This window comes from Brevundimonas sp., from assembly GCF_029945885.1.
Lineage (GTDB): Bacteria > Pseudomonadota > Alphaproteobacteria > Caulobacterales > Caulobacteraceae > Brevundimonas.
Genome location: NZ_JAQSDK010000037.1, coordinates 343266 through 360117, shown reverse-complemented (window position 1 = coordinate 360117; position 16852 = coordinate 343266). Strand labels below are relative to the sequence as shown.

20 protein-coding genes are annotated in these 16852 nt (G+C 69.1%); 17 read left to right on the top strand and 3 right to left on the bottom strand.

All coding sequences use genetic code 11. The features are described from left to right. Position 1 precedes the first annotated feature (1 nt). Genes PSV00_RS14700 through PSV00_RS14690 form a run of 3 tightly spaced genes read left to right on the top strand, consistent with a single transcriptional unit; the run spans position 2 to position 2513 of the window. The gene (locus PSV00_RS14700) at positions 2–940 is read left to right on the top strand and encodes a nucleoside hydrolase (RefSeq protein ID WP_300448697.1); all 939 of its coding nucleotides are present in this window, start codon (positions 2–4) and stop codon (positions 938–940) included. Continuing rightward, a complete protein-coding gene (locus PSV00_RS14695; protein WP_300448694.1) occupies positions 937–1782 on the top strand; it encodes a ribokinase in 846 nt (281 codons plus the stop codon). The genes PSV00_RS14700 and PSV00_RS14695 overlap by 4 nt, the downstream gene beginning before the upstream one ends. 5 nt (positions 1783–1787) lie before the next feature. Continuing rightward, entirely contained in the window at positions 1788–2513 is a 726-nt protein-coding gene (locus PSV00_RS14690; RefSeq protein WP_300448691.1) for a sterol desaturase family protein, read from the top strand. A 948-nt stretch (positions 2514–3461) separates the two neighbouring features. On the opposite strand, the gene PSV00_RS14685 is transcribed toward PSV00_RS14690, so the two are convergent. Further along, positions 3462–4592 carry a zinc-dependent alcohol dehydrogenase family protein gene (locus tag PSV00_RS14685; RefSeq protein ID WP_300448688.1) on the bottom strand — a complete coding sequence of 377 codons (1131 nt, stop codon included), beginning with the start codon at positions 4590–4592 and terminating at the stop codon, positions 3462–3464. A gap of 124 nt (positions 4593–4716) precedes the next feature. Between PSV00_RS14685 and PSV00_RS14680 the strand changes: the two genes are divergently transcribed. Further along, positions 4717–5154: a thioesterase family protein gene (locus PSV00_RS14680; protein WP_300448685.1), complete on the top strand. Its 438-nt coding sequence runs from the start codon at positions 4717–4719 to the stop codon at positions 5152–5154. Here the strand turns inward: PSV00_RS14680 and PSV00_RS14675 are convergent. Next, the gene (locus PSV00_RS14675; protein WP_300448682.1) at positions 5151–5387 is read right to left on the bottom strand and encodes a hypothetical protein; all 237 of its coding nucleotides are present in this window, start codon (positions 5385–5387) and stop codon (positions 5151–5153) included. The two genes, PSV00_RS14680 and PSV00_RS14675, sit on opposite strands and share 4 nt — an antisense overlap. A 134-nt stretch (positions 5388–5521) precedes the next feature. Here PSV00_RS14675 and PSV00_RS14670 point away from each other — a divergent pair, with 134 nt between their 5' ends. From PSV00_RS14670 to PSV00_RS14655, 4 genes are all read left to right on the top strand, one after another. Beyond that, positions 5522–6295: a YebC/PmpR family DNA-binding transcriptional regulator gene (locus tag PSV00_RS14670; protein ID WP_300448680.1), complete on the top strand. Its 774-nt coding sequence runs from the start codon at positions 5522–5524 to the stop codon at positions 6293–6295. Further along, positions 6292–6888 carry an energy transducer TonB gene (locus PSV00_RS14665; RefSeq protein WP_300448677.1) on the top strand — a complete coding sequence of 199 codons (597 nt, stop codon included), beginning with the start codon at positions 6292–6294 and terminating at the stop codon, positions 6886–6888. Before PSV00_RS14670 ends, PSV00_RS14665 begins: the two co-directional genes overlap by 4 nt. Positions 6889–7072: 184 nt before the next feature. Then, positions 7073–8440 (top strand): hypothetical protein, encoded by a 1368-nt coding sequence (locus PSV00_RS14660; protein ID WP_300448674.1) that lies wholly within the window; start codon positions 7073–7075, stop codon positions 8438–8440. A gap of 84 nt (positions 8441–8524) precedes the next feature. After that, positions 8525–9043 (top strand): hemerythrin domain-containing protein, encoded by a 519-nt coding sequence (locus tag PSV00_RS14655; RefSeq protein ID WP_300448671.1) that lies wholly within the window; start codon positions 8525–8527, stop codon positions 9041–9043. A 6-nt stretch (positions 9044–9049) separates the two neighbouring features. On the opposite strand, the gene PSV00_RS14650 is transcribed toward PSV00_RS14655, so the two are convergent. Next, positions 9050–10528, bottom strand: coding sequence for a M20/M25/M40 family metallo-hydrolase (locus PSV00_RS14650; RefSeq protein WP_300448668.1), 1479 nt, complete (start codon positions 10526–10528; stop codon positions 9050–9052). Positions 10529–10670: 142 nt separating this feature from the next. Here PSV00_RS14650 and PSV00_RS14645 point away from each other — a divergent pair, with 142 nt between their 5' ends. The 9 genes from PSV00_RS14645 to PSV00_RS14605 all read left to right on the top strand — a co-directional run bounded on the left by PSV00_RS14645 (position 10671) and on the right by PSV00_RS14605 (position 16770). Continuing rightward, complete coding sequence (locus PSV00_RS14645) at positions 10671–11360, top strand: MgtC/SapB family protein (RefSeq protein ID WP_300448665.1); 690 nt, start codon at positions 10671–10673, stop codon at positions 11358–11360. A gap of 57 nt (positions 11361–11417) precedes the next feature. Further along, on the top strand, positions 11418–11942 hold the full coding sequence (ruvC, locus tag PSV00_RS14640) for a crossover junction endodeoxyribonuclease RuvC (RefSeq protein ID WP_300448663.1): 525 nt from the start codon (positions 11418–11420) through the stop codon (positions 11940–11942). Beyond that, positions 11939–12556, top strand: a complete 618-nt coding sequence (gene ruvA / locus PSV00_RS14635) for a Holliday junction branch migration protein RuvA (protein WP_300448660.1) — start codon at positions 11939–11941, stop codon at positions 12554–12556. Before ruvC ends, ruvA begins: the two co-directional genes overlap by 4 nt. A gap of 147 nt (positions 12557–12703) precedes the next feature. Continuing rightward, positions 12704–13738 carry a Holliday junction branch migration DNA helicase RuvB gene (ruvB, locus tag PSV00_RS14630; RefSeq protein WP_300448658.1) on the top strand — a complete coding sequence of 345 codons (1035 nt, stop codon included), beginning with the start codon at positions 12704–12706 and terminating at the stop codon, positions 13736–13738. A gap of 64 nt (positions 13739–13802) precedes the next feature. Beyond that, complete coding sequence (locus tag PSV00_RS14625) at positions 13803–14186, top strand: hypothetical protein (protein WP_300448655.1); 384 nt, start codon at positions 13803–13805, stop codon at positions 14184–14186. 2 nt (positions 14187–14188) lie between these two features. Next, a complete protein-coding gene (locus tag PSV00_RS14620) occupies positions 14189–14638 on the top strand; it encodes a YbgC/FadM family acyl-CoA thioesterase (protein ID WP_300448652.1) in 450 nt (149 codons plus the stop codon). A 130-nt stretch (positions 14639–14768) separates the two neighbouring features. Next, a complete protein-coding gene (gene tolQ / locus PSV00_RS14615; protein WP_300448649.1) occupies positions 14769–15515 on the top strand; it encodes a protein TolQ in 747 nt (248 codons plus the stop codon). A gap of 3 nt (positions 15516–15518) precedes the next feature. Next, positions 15519–15992: an ExbD/TolR family protein gene (locus tag PSV00_RS14610; RefSeq protein ID WP_300448646.1), complete on the top strand. Its 474-nt coding sequence runs from the start codon at positions 15519–15521 to the stop codon at positions 15990–15992. Positions 15993–15996: 4 nt separating this feature from the next. Next, positions 15997–16770: a hypothetical protein gene (locus PSV00_RS14605; protein ID WP_300448643.1), complete on the top strand. Its 774-nt coding sequence runs from the start codon at positions 15997–15999 to the stop codon at positions 16768–16770. Positions 16771–16852 lie beyond the last annotated feature (82 nt).

Sequence of the window (16852 nt, the reverse complement as noted above, 5' to 3'; positions counted from 1 at the left end):
CGTGAAAAAGCAAAGTCTGATCATCGATTGTGACCCCGGCGTCGACGACGCCCTGGGTCTGTTCCTGGCCTTTGGCGCGCCCGCGCTTGAGCTGCTGGCGGTGACCACCGTCGGCGGCAATGTTCCCGGGGTCATCACCGCGCGCAATGCCCGGATCATGCGCCAGCTGGCCGGTCGTGAAGATGTGCCGGTCTTTGCCGGGGCCGACCGGCCGCTGGTGCGTGAACCGGTCGGCGCCGGCGAATTCCACGGCGAGGGTGGCATCGGGGACATGGTCCCGTTCGAGCCGCGCCTGGGCAATGCCCCGGGCAGTGCGGCCCGGGCCATCGTCGACCGGGTGATGGCGCGACCGGCCGGGTCGGTGGCGCTGGCGGTGATGGGGCCGATGACCAATCTGGCCCTGGCGATGCGGCTGGAGCCGAAACTGGCGGCGCATCTGGGCCCGGTCTCGGTGATGGGCGGGGCGCGGTCGGAGGGCGGCAATATCACCGCCTCGGCCGAGTTCAACATCTATGCCGATCCCGATGCGGCGGCCGAGGTGTTCGCCTCGGGCTGCGAGATGGTGGTGTTCGGGCTGGACGCCACCCATCAGGTGCGGGCCACCGAGGCGCGGATCGCGGCGATCGAGGCGCTGGACGGCGAATCGGCGCGGGCGGCCGGGGGGCTGTTGCGCTTCTCGCAGCGGGTCGAGCGCGAGATCGTCGGCTGGGACGCCGGGCCGCTGCATGACCCGTGCACCGTGGCCTGGCTGCTGGAGCCGGACCTGTTCGAATTGAAGCCGTGCCGGATCGCGGTCGAGACGGTCAGCGACCTGACGCGCGGCCATACGGCGGTGGAGTTCCGGGTCGATGCGGCCACGGCGCGGCATCGCTGGGCGGTCAAGGCGGACGGCCAGGGGGTGTTTGACCGGATCACCGAGAGTCTGGAGCGTCTGCCATGAGGATCACCGTCGTCGGCTCGATCAATCTGGACTTCGTCGCCAGCGCCCCGCGCCTGCCGGGGCCGGGCGAGACGGTGACCGGGGCGACCCTGGCGCGGCATCCGGGCGGCAAGGGGGGTAATCAGGCTTTGGCCGCGGCGCGGCTGGGGGCCGAGGTGACGATGATCGGCCGGGTCGGGCGCGACGGCATGGCCGGCGAGGCCCTGGCCCTGCTGCTGGACGGGGACGTCGATGTGGCCGGGGTGATCACCGATTCCGAGGCCGCGACCGGCGTGGCCCTGATCGCCGTCGATCCGTCCGGCGAGAACCAGATCGTGGTGGCGGCGGGGGCCAATCACCGGGTCAGCCCGGAACAGCTGCCGCAACGGCTGGACGCCCCGCTGATCCTGCAGCTGGAACTGCCGGTCGAGACGGTCGAGGCCGCGGTCGGCCGGGCCACCGGCTTTGTCTGTATCAACCTGGCCCCGGCCGCGCCGGTGTCGGAGGCCCTGTTGCGGCGGGCCGACCTGATCGTCGTCAACGAGACCGAGGCGGCCTATTACGGTGACCTGTTGCACAGTGGCGGCGGCCGGGTGGTGGTGACCCTGGGCGCGCGCGGGGCCCAGCTGTACCAGCGCGGCGGCCTGGTCGCCGAGGCGGCACCGCCCCAGGTCACGGCCGTCGACGCCACCGGGGCCGGCGACACCTTCGTCGGGGCCATCACCGTGGCCCTGCTGGAGGGGATGGACCCCGAGGCGGCGCTGCGGTTCGCCTGTGCCGCGGGGGCGATTGCAGCGACGCGGCCGGGAGCCCAGCCGTCGTTGCCCTATCGCGACGAGGTCGAGGCGATCCTGGAGGGGTGAGGGCGATGCTGTTCGTGGTCTATTTCGTCACCCTGATCGCCTTTTCGGTGATCTTCACCCGCGAAGTGATCGGCCCGGCCTCCCGGGCCAGCTGCGACAAGCGCTGGCGGCTCTATGCGGGGGCGCTGAATGCCGTGAATCTTGTGGCGGTGGTCGCCGCCGGGTTTCTGTTCGAGCGCTGGATTTCGGGACATTCCGTCCTGCATCTCGCCGAGACCATGGACCCGGTTTCAGCCAGTCTGGTGACCTTTCTGGTCTCCAGTCTGGCGGCCTACTGGTATCATCGGGCGGTTCACCAGTCTGACAGGCTGTGGCGCTGGGTGCATCAGCTGCACCACAGTCCGACCCGAATTGAATCGCTGACCGCCTTCTACATCCATCCGTTCGACGGCCTGCTGGCGGTCCTGCTGAACGCCGCGGTCGCCTATGTCTTGCTGGGCGTCAGCGGTGTGTCGGCGGGGCTGGCGCTGATCTATGTCACCCTGTTCAACCTGCTGGCCCATGCCGACCTGCGATCGCCCTGGTGGCTGGGATTTTTCGTGCAGCGGCCCGAGATGCACCGCATTCACCACCAGCGTGGCGTCCATGCGAACAACTATGGCCTGCCCCTGTGGGACCTTGTCTTCGGGACCTGGCGCAATCCGCGTTCCGGTCAGGTCGACTGCGGTTTCCGGGACGACAAGGAACGGCTGATCGGTCAGATGCTGATGTTGAAGGACGTCGACGGCTGAGCGGCGGGCGCGAGCCGGCCGGAGTCCAGCCGTCCCTGCCGTTGGGCGATGAGGCCAAGGCGATCCTGGAGGGGTGATGGGCCCTGTGCCCGTCATGTTCGGGCGTGGGTGGGCCGGAACCGACAAGTGCGCGCCGTCGCGATCTGAATGTCTGGATTCGGTGGCTACGCTGATAACCGAGCACGAACAAATCAGACGTTCAGAGAGGCTTCTTTGGGAGCGCGCAATGGGCGAGCCTTGCTCAGATGCCAACTACGTCTCTCGGCATCTCCTATAAAGGACGGCTAGCGTACCGTCTCAAAGGCCAGCGTACAGAACCCTCCCAAAGGCAACCAGCGTGCCCCCAAGGGCCGGGGCGGATAGGGAGAATTCCCCAGGAGGCAGCCCATGATTGTAAAATTCAACCAGATTCCGCAAGTTTGCAACCTAGGTCAGGTTGCGGAATAAGGATGGTATGCGTTTGATGTGCAGCACCAATACAGAACGTTGGATATCGTCTATCGGGATGCTCCTAGTTTTGTCTGGGTGTGCGGTCGAACCGCGCGACTCAGCGTCAGGAGTTTCCAGCGAAAGCGTCAACACTGGTGCGTTGGCATTTGCTCGTGAACAATTTGACCGAGTGAGAAGCTCTCCCAGTCGCTGTTATGTCGAACGGGTAACTAACGACAATGGTGAGCTCCGGGTTGCATTTGTAGTTCGCTCAATAGTGCAGACCTCAGACAACGATTCTATAGTTATCGTTGATACGCCTGGGTGCGATCCAGGCGTAACCTACGTATTTGATGAACTCGGCACCCTACAATATGTACAGCGCCATTACTGACTGCGTTTAGTGTGCCCGGACAATCGCGCTGCGATTTCCGGGAGGCCCGAAAGGCGCTCACACGCCGTCCCGGATCGCCGCGTTGCGGCGTCCGGGATGACAAGGGCTTCGCAACGGCGATCGGGTCAGCCCGGGAATTCCACCACCAGCCGCACGACCTCGCCGTCGGCGAGGCGGTCGAAGCCGGCGTTGATGTCGTCGAGCGCGATGGTGCCGCTCATCAGGCGGTCGACCGGCAGGCGGCCGGCGCGATACAGGGCGACGTAGCGGGGCAGGTCGCGGGACGGGACGCAGGTGCCGATATAGCTGCCCTTCAGGGTGCGCTCCTCGGCGACCAGAGTGACGACATTGACGGCCAGGGCGGCCTCGGGCGGGGGCAGGCCGGCGGTGACGGTGGTGCCGCCGCGGCGGGTCATTGTCCACGCGCTCTCAAGGGCCTGGACCGAGCCGGCCATCTCGAACACAAAGTCCGCCCCGCCATTCGTCAGGGCGCGGACCTGGTCGACGGCGTCGGGGTCGGCGGCATTGACGGTCAGGACCGGGCCGAGGCTGCGGGCCAGGGCCAGTTTGTCCTCGCTGAGGTCGACGGCGATGACCGGCGAGGCCCCGCTGGCCAGCGCGCCCAGCACACTGGCCAGGCCGACGCCGCCGAGGCCGACCACGGCGACCGACTGGCCGGCCCGGACGCCCGCCGTGTTCACCACGGCCCCGACCCCGGTCAGGACGGCGCAGCCGAACAGGGCCGCCTCGGCGAAGGGCAGGGCGGGGTCGATCCTGACCAGCGAGCGGCGCGAGACCACGGCCCGTTCAGCAAAGGCGGAACAGCCGAGGTGGTGGTTCAGGTCGCCGTCGGCCCCGTGCAGCCGTTTGCCGCCGCCCAGCAGCTCGCCCTTCCCGTTGGCCGCGGCCCCCGGTTCGCACAGGGCCGGACGGCCGCCGGCGCAGGGGTTGCAGTGGCCGCAGCTGGGCATGAAGACCATGACGACATGATCGCCGACGGCCAGGTCGGTGACGCCCTCGCCCAGGGCCTCGACCACCCCGGCGGCCTCGTGGCCCAGGGCCATGGGCAGGGGGCGGGGGCGGTCGCCGTTGATGACACTGAGATCCGAATGGCACAGGCCGGCCGCCTTGATGGCCACCAGAACCTCGTCGCGGCCGGGCGGGTCCAGGGTCACGGTCTCGATCGCCAGCGGCCGGCTGTCGGCATAGGGGCGGGCCGCACCCGGGGTGCGGAGGACGGCGGCGCGGGTTTTCATACGTTGACGCTAGGCGCTTGACGTCGCGTTCGCCAAGCCCGAGCGTCATCACGAAGCGCGCACAGAACGCGCTCAGGCAGCGAGGTGCCGCGCACCGAGCGACAGCGCATCAGGGGAGACATATATGACAGGCACGATCGAACGGACCAAGCGCAGCGACTACCGGCGTTTCCAGGCCATCTCGACGCGGTGGATGGACAATGACGTCTACGGCCACGTCAACAATGTCGTCTATTATTCGTGGTTCGACACGGCGGTGAACCGGCTGCTGGTCGTGGCCGGGCAGATCGACATCCACAAGGGGGCGGTGATCGGCCTGGTGGCCGAGACCGGCTGCCGCTATTTCGCGCCGACGGCCTTTCCGGACCAGATCGAGGCCGGGGTGCGGGTCGCGCACGTCGGTTCGTCGTCGGTGCGCTACGAGATCGGCCTGTTCCGCAACGCCGAGGATGACGCCGCCGCGGTCGGCTATTTCGTCCACGTCTATGTCGACCGCGAGACCAAGAAGCCGGTGCCGCTGACGGATTCGATGCGCGGGTTTCTCGAGTCGCTTAAGGTCTAGTCGTCCAGCCGGTCGCGCAGGGTCAGGACGACGACGGTGGTCAGGACGCCGAGGGCGAAGGCGGCCAGCAGGCTGCCGCCGGCGACCTCGGCGCGGATGCTGAGGGCGCGGGCCACGGCGGGTTCGATCCGGTCGTCGCCATCGAGATCGTCATACTGGAAATTGGCGGCGTCATAGAGGACGCCCTCGACCGTGCGGGCCTCGGTGGGTTCGTCGATCGGGGGAACGGTCATTCAGCGACTCCGGCAGGGGTAGACAGATAATCCGTGGCAAGCTTGGCGGTTCCCGATGACGGGCCGTGGTGACAAGTGGCGCGGTCCGGGCTAGATGCCCGCCTCACGTTTTCGCCATTTCAGACGACGGACTCATGGCTGGCCATTCCAAATACAAGAACATCATGCACCGCAAGGGGCGCGCCGATGCGGTGCGATCCAAGCTGTTCTCGAAATTGTCGCGCGACATCACCGTGGCGGCCAAGTCGGGCATGCCCGACATCGCCCTGAACCCGCGCCTGCGCCTGGCGGTCAACAACGCCAAGGCCGAGAGCCTGCCCAAGGATGTGATCGACCGGGCCATCAAGAAGGCCGCCGGCGGTGACATCGATACGATGGAGGAGGTCCGCTACGAGGGCCGCGGCCCCGGCGGGGTCGGCATCATCGTCGAGGCCCTGACCGATAACCGCAACCGCGCCAACTCCAACATCGGCACGGCGTTCAAGAAGAACGGCGGGGCGCTGAGCGAGATGAACTCGGTCGCCTTCATGTGGGACAAGGTCGGGCGGATCCATTATCCGGCCGAGGCCGGGTCCGAGGATGCGGTGATGGAGGCCGCGATCGAGGCCGGGGCCCAGGACGTCGAGAGCGATCTGGTCAAGCCGGACATCTATGAGGACGCGCCGGGCCACGTGATCTGGACCGCCTTCGAGGATCTGAACGAGGTGGCCGAGGCCATGTCCAAGATCCTGGGCGACGCCAAGTCGACGGCCATCGTCTGGAAGCCGCAGTCCGAGGTGCCGGTCACCGGCGAGGCGGTCGGCACCCTGATGAAGCTGCTCGACGCGCTGGACGCCGAGGACGACGTCTCGGCGGTCTACTCCAACGAGGACATCTCCGACGAGGATATGGCGACCTACGGGGGATGACGACGCCGGGGGGCGATAGCGGGGCGGCGGCGCCGTCCGGGGCCGTGGAGCCCGTTCCCGGAGTGCGGCGCGGGCCGGACCGGATCGCGCTCCTGGCCTGGACTGTCGCCGTCGTCCTGGCCCTTGTCATGGCCGGACTGGCGGTCGTCGGGGTCCGGGCCATCGGCGCGCAGCGTGAGGTGATCAGCGACTGGTGGGCAACGGCCGTGGCCGGGACCGAGGCACCCCCGCCCTATGTCGAGCCCCTGCCGGGTCCGCCGCCCGTCGACCGGCCCGGGGCGTCGGAGGAGGCCGCGGCGAAGGACGCGGGACGGGTCATCGTCAACCCGTCCTGGCGGGTTCAGCCCCGGTCCGTCTACCCGAACCGCGCGCAGAGGCAGGGGGTCGAGAGCGGTCGGGTCGAGTTGCGATGCCCGGTGTCCGCCGAAGGGCAGATCAAGTCGTGCTGGATCCTGAGCGAGACGCCGGCGGATGCCGGCTTTGGTCAGGCGGCCCTGGCCGGGGCGGTCCAGGCCCGCCTCCAGCCCCGGACGGTGGATGGCGTGGCGGTCCCGACGACGATCAGTTTCACGATGAGGTTCCGGCTGGAATAGCCGGCCGGGCCGCTGCCGGGGGCGATACGATCATCCAGCGGTGGATGAAATGGCTCCACCCTCGACAGAAGTCGCGAGTCTCATTAACCCTTGATCAATGATTGGGGAGGCGCTGCCGGCGCGTTGATGCGGGCACCTGCACTCGCTCGGGTCGACCCGGTCAGATGGATGTCGAGGAGCGACCATGATGCTTTTGTCCAGAATTGATCGGGCCCTCGCCGGTGCCGCCGGTAAAGGTGACCGCGGTCGCCCCGCGCTTGTGACCGAACAGCCGGGGTCCGCCGCGACCGAGGCCGCCTCGGGCATGATCGGCGAACGGTTCGAGACCATTCTCGGCAGCCTGGACCAGCTCGGCGATCTGGCCGAGCAGTTCCGCGCCTTTGAATCCCTGCTGGGCGAGGTGCGTGAGCCCCTGACCGAGGAGTTCACCGCGCGGCGCGACGCCCATATCGAATTGATCAACCTGCGTAACGCCCAGGTCGAAATGGCCGAGCGGGTTGAGGTCGTCACGACCGAAAACCGCGCCCTCGTTGCCGCCACCTCGGAGGCCGAGGCGCGGATCGAGGAGCTGAAAGCCTATGGCGACGAACACGCCACGGGCCTGCAGGAGGCGCGGCTGGAGCTGGACCGCCTGCGGACCAGCCTGTCGCAGTCCTCGGCGCAGCTGGAGGCCCTGCAGGCCTCGGACCGCAACAGTTCGCAGCGGATCGCCGAGCTGGAACAGGATCAGGACGCCCTGCGTTCGCAGCTGGCCACGGTGGACGCGGCGCGGGTCGAATCTGACTCCGCCCGGGCCCTGTCGAGTCGCGATCACCGGCTGGCGGCCGACGAAAATGAAGCCCTGAAACGCCGGATGGAAGAGGTCGCCGGCGAGGTGGCCAGCCTGGCGCGCGCCGCCGCCACCGTCGAGGCCCAGCTGACGGCGGAACGTTCGCGCGCCGCCGCCGAACAGGCCGAGAGCGCCCGCGTGCTGCGGGCCATGGAAAACCAGGCCGAGAGCGCCCGGTCCGAATCCGCGGCCCTGCTGGCGCGACTCGATACGGCCACCGCCCGCTCGCTGCGGCTGGAGACGCTGAACGCCGACCAGGCCTCGCGCCTGGCCGAACTCCAGGCCACGTCCCAGACCGCCGAACGTCGCGGCGAGGAACTTCAGACCAGTCTCGACCGGGCCCTGGAGCGGATCCGCGGGCTAGAGGTCGTGGTCTATGAGGCGCGCGAACGTCATGCCGCCATGGACAGCGCCCGTCATGCCGCCGTCGATCGTGCCGAATCCCTGACCAAGGCCGCCGCCGTCCACGAGAAGGCCCTGGCCCGCAGCGAGGACCGTCTGGCCAAGGCCCAGGCCAAGCTGAACAAGGCCCTGGCCGATCATGAGGACCAGGTCGCCGCCCTGAACGAACAGGTCACCGCCCTGCGCGCCGAGCTGGAAGGCGTGCGCGCCGATTCGGCCATGACCACGGCGGCGCTGGACACGGCCCGTCGCGACCGCAGCGGCCGGGAGCGGTCCGGAGCTCACGAGGGCCCGGCGACCATCCAGGCCATCGCCGGCTGAGTACAGGGCCGGTCCGTCGGATGATGGAACGGGCGCGTCCGGTCGGGGGTTAGGTCGGCAAGTTCAACATTTGCCGGACCCCTGATGGATATCACCCAGCTGATTCTCGACGACCATGCCGAACAGCGCCGGCTGTTCGCGATCCTTGAACAGATCGACTCCGCCGACACGGCGGCGCTGACGGCGGTCTGGGGCCGGTTGTCGGCCTTTCTCGACGCCCATGCCGAGGCCGAGGAGCGGTTCTTCTATCCCGAATTGCTGAAGGTCGGCGAAGCCGCCAATGACGCCGAGGGCGACGACGCGGGCCCCGAGACCGTCGACGCCATTGAAGATCACAACAGCCTGCGTGACGCGGTCAAGGCCGTCGAAAAGCACGGGGTCGGAACCCCGGCCTGGGTCGCGGCCGTCGGCCGGGCCAATGTGGTCAACTCAAAACATATGGGCGAGGAGGAGCGGCAGGGCCTGACCGATTTCCGTCGCACCGCCCCTGTCGAGACCCGCCATGCCCTGGCGGTGAAATTCGCGGCCTTCACCGCGGATCACATCACCGGGGTCAGGCCGGTCAACAAGGACCCGGAGGCCTATGTCGAGCGGCATGGCTGAGGCCGCTCAGTCGCCCTGCATCGCATAGAGTTTGACGATGGCGAACAGGAAGTCCCGGCCCTCGTAGAGGGAGCGGACGCGCAGGCGCTCGTTCAGGCCGTGGACGCCATTGCCGTCCGGGTCGGTGAACATGCCCGTCACGCCATAGGTCGGGATGCCCGCCGCATTGGTGAAGCGGCCGTCGGTGGCCCCCGTCGACATGGTGGGGATCACCGGCACGCCGGGCCACATGCGCGCGGCGACCTGGGTGATCGGTTCGAGGATGTCGGCCGTCAGTGGCGGGGCGGTGCCCGTGGGGCTGGGCTCCCCGACCGTGGTGATGCCGATGGCGGCATTGTCCAGAACGCGGGCGATCTCCGCCTGGGTTTCGGCAATCGTATGACCGGGCAGGATGCGGCAGTTGACGTTGGCGGTGACGCGCTGGGGCTGGGCATTGGGCGCATGGCCGCCGTCGATCAGGGTCGGGATGCAGGTGGTCCGCATCGAGGCGTTCCAGATCGGATTGGCGGCCGAGAGCCGGGCCGCGGCGGCCGTATCGGGGGTGTCGGTCGCGGTCAGGGCGCGCAGGTCGGCGGCATGGTCGGGCGCGGACGCGGCGATGGCCGCGAAATAGGCCCGGGTAACGGGGTTGAGCTCCAGCGCGAAGTCGTGGTCACCCAGCCGGCCGAGCGCCGCCCCCATGGCGGCGATGGCATTGTCCTGCCTCGGGCGCGAGCTGTGGCCACCGGGGTTGGTCAGGACCAGGGTGAAGTCCTGATAGACCTTCTCGCCGGCCTGGACGTTCAGCGCCAGACGGCGACCGGCCTCGTCCAGCTGGCCGCCGGCACCCTCATTGAGGGCGAAACCGGCCTGGAGGGTTTCGGGCCGGTGCTCCAGCATCCAGCTGATGCCGTTCCAGTCGTCGGAGGTCTCCTCGCCGCAGGCCAGGGCCAGTTTGATGGCGCGGCGGGGCTGGAACCCTTCCTGCTTCAGCCGGACCAGGGTGTCGACCCAGACCGAGGCCTGGGCCTTGTCGTCCGACGCGCCGCGCGCATAGAAATAGCCGTCCTCCTCGATCAGGGTGAAGGGGTCGCGGGTCCAGTCCTCGCGCCTGGCCTCGACCACGTCGATATGGGCCATCAGCAGCATGGGGGCCGCGGCGGGGTCGGTCCCGGGCAGGGTGGCGACGAGTGAGCCGTAGCGGGGCTGGTCCCCGGGCACGATGACCTCGACGTCGCCAGCCGGATAGCCGGCGGCGGTCAGGCGCGCGGCCATACGTTGGGCGGCCAGGGTGCAGCTGCCTTCCGAGGCCGTGGTATTGGTCTCGACCAGTTCGCGATACAGGTCACGGAAGGCGGTCTGGTCAGGGCGCACCGAAGTCTGGGCCCGGGCCTGCCCGGCGGTCATCGCGACGGCGAGGGCGGTGAGCCCGACCAACAGGATGACGGCCACGGCCCGGTGGCGGTCCTGACCAACAGCGGCGGTGATGGGTCTGGCACGGGCCATGGTGTCTCTCCGTTTCGCGGTGACGCTAGCGCGATCCCGGGCGGCTGTCGCCGGTTTCGCGCGATCGCCACGGAGGGCATCGTCTTGCCCGATCGGTCGAACCGTTCCAGGTTGCCCATTCGTCAGCTGTCGGAGCGAATACATGATTGACTGGGCGTTGGTCTGGCCGGTGCTGGCGGCGATGACGGCCGGCGGGCTGATCGGGGTCGAACGGACCTATCACGGCCATCCGGCCGGGTTCCGCACCCATATCCTGGTCTGTATGGCCTCGTGCCTGCTGATGCTGGCCGCCATGCACCAGAGCCAGTGGGCCTTCACCGCCCTGCCCGGACAGACGGTGGTCATCGATCCGACGCGGATGGCGCACGGCCTGCTGACCGGCATCGGCTTTCTGTGCGCCGGGGTGATCTTTCGCGAGGGGTTTTCGGTCAAGGGGCTGACCACGGCGGCATCCCTGTGGATGACCTCGGCCATCGGGGTTCTGTTCGGGGTCGGCATGCTGCAGCTGGCCCTGATCGGCTCGGTCGCCACCCTGGCGGTGCTGGCCATCCTGCGGCTGCTGGACGCGCAGCTGCCGCATATCGGGGTGCTGGACCTGCATCTGCGCTGGGCCCGTGGCAGCGCCCCGGACGAGGCCGCCCTGCGCGACCTGTTGCGCGAGAACGGGCTGAAATGCGTGCAGATCGGCCATGTGCTGAGCCCGGACGGCCAGCTGCACGAGCAGCATATCAAGGCCCGGGGGCAGATGCCGCTGGACATCGACGCCCTGGTCCGGCGGCTGTCGGACACCACCGGCCTGGCCGGGTTCTCGGTCATTCCGCGCGACAATTGAGGCGGCGGAACCGCTGGTCATTGTTCGGTAACCGCGATTGGGGCATGAATGGAACGAATGACGAACGTTCCGATTCCTGCTGCGACCCGAATCCTGGGTCTGGACCCCGGTCTGCGCCGCACCGGCTGGGGCGTGATCGTGGCCGAGGGCTCGCGCCTGCGCTGGGTCGCACACGGTGTGGTCAGTCCGCCCGAGGGTGCGCCGTTCAGCGAGCGGCTGCTGTATCTGCTGGAGGCGGTCGGTGAGGTCTGCGCCGCCCATCAGTGTGACGAGGCGGCGATCGAGGAGGTGTTCGTCAATATGAACCCGGCCTCGACCCTGAAGCTGGGCCATGCGCGGGCGGCGGTGATGCTGGCCCCGGCGCGGGCCGGACTGAGTGTGGCCGAATATGCGCCGAACCTGATCAAGAAGACGGTGGTCGGGGCCGGACATGCCGACAAGAGCCAGATCGCCTTCATGATCAAACGCCTGCTGCCGGCGGCGGGGGAGGTGAAGGCCGATGCGGCGGACGCCCTGGCCGTGGCCATCACCCATGCCCAGTTCAGGCGGATGAAGCTGCTGCCGATCCGGGGGGCGGCATGATCGGTCGTCTCAGAGGCATGCTGGCCGAGGTCGAGGAAGGCCACTGCCTGATCGATTGCGCCGGGGTCGGCTATGTCGTGGCCTGCGGGGCGCGGACGCTGCAGCGGCTGCCGGCCCCGGGCGACGAGGCGATCCTGCACATCGAATCCAGCTGGTCGGCCGAGAACGGACCACGGCTGTACGGTTTCCTGACGCGGGACGAGCGCCGGGCCTTCACCACCTTGACCGGCATCCAGGGCGTGGGGCCCAAGGCGGCCCTGTCGGTGCTGGACGTCCTGCCGCCGGCCGAGCTGGCGGCGGCGGTGGCCCGTGATGACAAGGCGGCGGTGGCCCGGGCCAATGGCGTCGGGCCGAAACTGGCGCTGCGTATCGTGCTGGAGCTGAAGGGCAAGTCGCTGGGCGAGGTCAGTTTCACGCCCGGCGGAACGGGTGTTCACGCCGAGGTCGCGGCCCCGGTGCCCAGTGTTACCGGCGAGGCGGTCTCGGCCCTGCTGGGTCTGGGCGTGGCCGAGGTCAATGCGCGCCGTTCGGTCGACCAGGCCCTGACGCGGCTGGGTGAGGGGGCCGACCTGTCGGCGGTGATCCGCGCGGCCCTGCAGGAGCTGGGGCGGTGACGTTCCTGTTCCGTGCATCCCCGCGAAGGCGGGGACCCAGATCTGAGCGGCGGCACCGTGCGGTGGACCGCCATGAATTTGAAATCGTCACCTCCGATCATCCAAAGAACTGGGTCCCCGCCTTCGCGGGGATGAACGGTTATTGGCATGACTGACGCGCGCATCATCTCGCCCGAACCGGCCCCCGGCGAGCCCCATGACCGGGCCCTGCGGCCGCAGGTGCTGGCGGATTTCGTCGGTCAGGAACAGGCCAAGGGCAATCTGAAGGTGTTCATCGAGGCGGCGCGCGGGCGCGGCGAGGCGATGGACCATGTGCTGCTGTTCGGCCCGCCGGGGCTGGGCAAGACCACCCTGGCCCAGATCGTGGCGCGGGAGCTGGGGGTGGGCTTTCGCACCACCTCGGGGCCGATCCTGGCCAAGGCCGGCGATCTGGCGGCGATCCTGACCAATCTGGAACCGCGCGACGTGCTGTTCATCGACGAGATCCACCGCCTGGCCCCGACGGTCGAGGAGATCCTCTATCCGGCGATGGAGGACCATGTGCTGGACCTGATTATCGGCGAGGGGCCGTCGGCGCGGTCGGTCCGGATCGACCTGGCCCCCTTCACCCTGGTCGGGGCGACGACGCGGGCCGGGCTGCTGGCCACGCCGCTGCGCGACCGGTTCGGCATTCCGCTGCGGCTGGAATTCTACACAGCCGAGGAGCTGATGCGGGTCATCAGCGGGGCGGCGCGCAAGCTGGGCGTGGGCATGACCGACGACGGCGCGCGCGAGATCGCCGGCCGGTCACGCGGCACGCCGCGGGTGGCCGGGCGGCTGCTGCGGCGGGTGCGTGACTTTGCCGGGGCCGAGGGGGCGACGGTGATCGACGGGCGGGTGGCAGCGCGGGCCCTGGCGCGGCTGGAGATCGACGAGGCCGGGCTGGACGCCAACGACCGGCGCTTCCTGCGGGCCCTGATCGAGAACTACGGCGGCGGGCCGGTCGGGATGGACACCCTGGCCGCGGCCATCGCCGAGGCGCGGGACGCGGTCGAGGATGTGATCGAACCCTATCTGCTGCAGCAGGGCTTTATCCAGCGCACGCCGCGCGGCCGGATGGCCTGTGCCCGGGCCTATGAGCATCTGGGCCTGACCGCCCCGCCGGCCGGGCCGGATCAGGCCGCGCTGTTCGGCGGCAAGTGACAGCGGACAGGGCCTTCACCCCGTCGGCAAAGCCGGTCATGCTGACGCTTCGGACGGAGGCGGCATGGCACGGCGGGCGATACGGATCGACAGGCTGATCGCGGTGATGGGCATCGCCGTCCTGGTGCTGGGCGGGGTGTTGCTGTGGCTGGCCACGCAGGGCCAGGCCCCGCGCGACGCCCGTGAGCCCGTATCGGAGCGGGTGCTGCGTCAGGCGCGGGACCAGCTGGGCCCCGAGGCCGAGGTGCAGTTGATCGAGGCCGGCACGGGGCGGGTCGTCTGCGGCTATGTCGCGTCGAAACCGCGCGGCGCGGCCGTGAGCTTCGTCTCCCGCCCCAACCGGATGCTGCTGAGCCATGATCCGCTGAGCACCGAGTTCCGTGCCCTGCTGGCGACGAACTGTCCCGGCTTTCCCGAACCCCCGTCCGCAGCCTCGGTGATCGACTGACCATGACCGACACTCCCACCGCCGGACGCTTCGACGGACGCGATCATCTGCTGCCCGTGCGGGTCTATTACGAGGACACCGACTTCACCGGCCTGGTCTATCACGCCAACTATGTCCGCTATCTGGAGCGGGGGCGGTCGGACTGTCTGCGGCTGATGGGGGTCGGTCATGCCGATCTGCTGGACGGCGACCGGCCGATGGCCTTTGTGGTCTCGACCCTGGAGCTGAAATTCCTCAAGCCGGCCCGGATCGACGACGCCCTGGTGGTGCGGACCACCTATCGGGCGATCAAGGGGCCGCGGCTGCTGATCTCGCAATCGGTGGAGCGGGGCGACGATGTCCTGTGCCGGGCCGAGGTGGTGGCGGTCTGTATCCATCTGGACGGACGGCCGTGCCGCCCGACCCGGGCGCTGGTCGACAAGGTCGCGCCCTGGCTGGCCGCGCAAGCTTGACGGTTCATGTTCCTGTCAGGTGTAACCAGGTGACGGAATCGCCGGTCCCGGCTAGACCCCGGGAACAATGCCACACAAAGGTCACGCCGGCCCGCAGGATAGGGCCGCAGACCACGCCGAGGATTGAACCATGACCGTGCCCGCCGACGCCTCGATGATCAATCCCGTGGCGCTGTTCATGACCGCGGACTGGGTGGTCAAGGTCGTGATGATCGGCCTCGGCATCGCCTCCCTGTGGTCTTGGACGGTGATCATCGACAAGGCGGTCCGGTTCACGACCCTGAACCGCCAGGCCACGGCCTTTGAGCATGAGGTCGCCTCGGGCCGTCCGCTGGAGGAGATCGCCAATCGCGCCGGCCCCGAGCCGGAACACGCCCTGCCGCGCATGCTGGTCATTGCCGTGACCGACTGGCGCGAGGCCCGCAAGGGCGGGACCCTGACGGAGGGCCAGGGCAATATGCTGATGGCCCGGATCGACCGGGCCCTGGACGCGACCATCGCCCGCGAGGGGCAGCGCATCGAGGAGGGTCTGGGGGTGCTGTCGGTGGTGGCGACCGCCTCGCCCTTCATCGGCCTGTTCGGCACGGTCTGGGGCATCATGAACGCCTTCGACGCGATCGCCTCGGCCGGGAATACCAATCTGACCACCGTGGCCCCGGCGATCGCCGAGGCCCTGTTCGCTACGGCCATCGGTCTGGCGGCGGCCATTCCGGCCTATATCGCCTACAATAAATTCTCGATCGACGCGGGCAAGTTCACCGGCCGGCTGGAGAGTTTCGCCGACGATCTGCAGGCCGCCGTGGCGCGTCGCCTGGGCGGCCCGACCGCGCCGGCGGCGACGCCCGCCGTCGACACCAGCCCGCGCCGGGGCCTCTGACTCATGGCGATGGGCGGAACCGGAGGCGGCGGACATGGGCGGGGACGGCGGCGGGCGCGCAAGCGGCCGCTGAGCGAGATCAATGTCACCCCGCTGGTCGATGTGATGCTGGTGCTGCTGATCATCTTCATGATCTCGGCCCCGCTGCTGACGGTCGGGGTGCCGGTCGACCTGCCCAAGACCGAGGCCGGGGCGGTCGAACAGAGCCGCGATCCGGTCAGTCTTTCGATCGACCGCAACGGCAATATCTTCGTCGGCGAGAGCGAGACGCGCTGGGAACAGCTGATCCTGCGCGTCGCGGAAGCGGCGGGCGAGACCGGACGCGAGACCCCGGTGTTCATCCGCGCTGACGGGGCGGCTCCCTATCAGGCGGTGGCCCGGGTGATGGCGCGGCTCAGCGCCTCTGGCTTTACGAAGCTGAACCTGATCACCGACACGGCTCCCCAGGCCAGCGCCGCGACCGATCCGGAGGGCTGACTCCGTGCGTCGGCCCAGCCCCGCGATCCTCGGTTCCATCGCCCTGCACGCGGGGGTGGTTGCGCTCGCCTTCGTCACCTTCGAGCATCGCGATGCGCTGAAGCCGCTGGTGACGGCGGTGCCGGTGACGATCGTTTCGGACAGGGTCATCGCCGCGGCGGCCCCGGACAATCCGGCCGAGACGCCGAGCGAGGAAGACGCCTCGACCGCCCCGGTGCCCGAGGCCGAGCCGCAGCCCACGCCGCCTGAACCGGTGCCGCCGGTGCCGACCCCGACGCCGACCCCCACACCGCGTCCGGCCGAGCGGACGCCGCCGCGGGCGACCCCGACCCCGCCCCGGCCGACCCCGCCGCGCCCGGCCCCGCGTCGCGAGGAACCGACCCTCGACCTCGACGCCCTGGCCGGCGCGCCGCGCACCACGCCGAACCGGGGCCGGACCCCGGCGACGGGCCAGCAGGGCCGCGGAACCGCCTCCCAGGCCACCGGGCCGCAGTCGACGGCCTTCTTCAACCAGATATATCCCAACTGGATCCTGCCCTGTGACATTCCCGGGGCTAACGAATTGCGCATCCAGATCGATGTGACCCTGTCCTCCGACGGGCGGATCACCGCGGGGCCGACCCTGGTGTCGCCGCGGTCGGACGCCGTCTATCGGGCGGCCGCTGACGGCGCGATCCGCGCCTTGCGTCAGACGGCTCCGTTCGATGTGCCGTCCGGCTTTGAGGGGGGCACGTTCCGGCCCAGCTTCAACACTGAACGCGCCTGTCGCGGCCGGTAGGTCGACCGGACCGGGCGATGCCGCGGGCGGCAGGGGTTGCCGACCGCAAAGTCGCCCCATTCAGGCGGATGACTGGTCATCG

What these genes read in the sequence shown, in the direction of transcription:
- ruvC (WP_300448663.1), top strand. Translation starts at nt 11,418, where the DNA reads ATGACGAACGTTCCGATTCCTGCTGCGACCCGAATCCTGGGTCTGGAC.
- PSV00_RS14650 (WP_300448668.1), bottom strand. Translation starts at nt 10,528, where the DNA reads ATGGCCCGTGCCAGACCCATCACCGCCGCTGTTGGTCAGGACCGCCAC.
- PSV00_RS14660 (WP_300448674.1), top strand. Translation starts at nt 7,073, where the DNA reads ATGATGCTTTTGTCCAGAATTGATCGGGCCCTCGCCGGTGCCGCCGGT.
- PSV00_RS14680 (WP_300448685.1), top strand. Translation starts at nt 4,717, where the DNA reads ATGACAGGCACGATCGAACGGACCAAGCGCAGCGACTACCGGCGTTTC.
- PSV00_RS14610 (WP_300448646.1), top strand. Translation starts at nt 15,519, where the DNA reads ATGGCGATGGGCGGAACCGGAGGCGGCGGACATGGGCGGGGACGGCGG.
- PSV00_RS14625 (WP_300448655.1), top strand. Translation starts at nt 13,803, where the DNA reads ATGGCACGGCGGGCGATACGGATCGACAGGCTGATCGCGGTGATGGGC.
- PSV00_RS14655 (WP_300448671.1), top strand. Translation starts at nt 8,525, where the DNA reads ATGGATATCACCCAGCTGATTCTCGACGACCATGCCGAACAGCGCCGG.
- PSV00_RS14675 (WP_300448682.1), bottom strand. Translation starts at nt 5,387, where the DNA reads ATGACCGTTCCCCCGATCGACGAACCCACCGAGGCCCGCACGGTCGAG.
- PSV00_RS14685 (WP_300448688.1), bottom strand. Translation starts at nt 4,592, where the DNA reads ATGAAAACCCGCGCCGCCGTCCTCCGCACCCCGGGTGCGGCCCGCCCC.
- PSV00_RS14670 (WP_300448680.1), top strand. Translation starts at nt 5,522, where the DNA reads ATGGCTGGCCATTCCAAATACAAGAACATCATGCACCGCAAGGGGCGC.
- ruvA (WP_300448660.1), top strand. Translation starts at nt 11,939, where the DNA reads ATGATCGGTCGTCTCAGAGGCATGCTGGCCGAGGTCGAGGAAGGCCAC.
- PSV00_RS14695 (WP_300448694.1), top strand. Translation starts at nt 937, where the DNA reads ATGAGGATCACCGTCGTCGGCTCGATCAATCTGGACTTCGTCGCCAGC.
- ruvB (WP_300448658.1), top strand. Translation starts at nt 12,704, where the DNA reads ATGACTGACGCGCGCATCATCTCGCCCGAACCGGCCCCCGGCGAGCCC.
- PSV00_RS14620 (WP_300448652.1), top strand. Translation starts at nt 14,189, where the DNA reads ATGACCGACACTCCCACCGCCGGACGCTTCGACGGACGCGATCATCTG.
- PSV00_RS14645 (WP_300448665.1), top strand. Translation starts at nt 10,671, where the DNA reads ATGATTGACTGGGCGTTGGTCTGGCCGGTGCTGGCGGCGATGACGGCC.
- tolQ (WP_300448649.1), top strand. Translation starts at nt 14,769, where the DNA reads ATGACCGTGCCCGCCGACGCCTCGATGATCAATCCCGTGGCGCTGTTC.
- PSV00_RS14665 (WP_300448677.1), top strand. Translation starts at nt 6,292, where the DNA reads ATGACGACGCCGGGGGGCGATAGCGGGGCGGCGGCGCCGTCCGGGGCC.
- PSV00_RS14690 (WP_300448691.1), top strand. Translation starts at nt 1,788, where the DNA reads ATGCTGTTCGTGGTCTATTTCGTCACCCTGATCGCCTTTTCGGTGATC.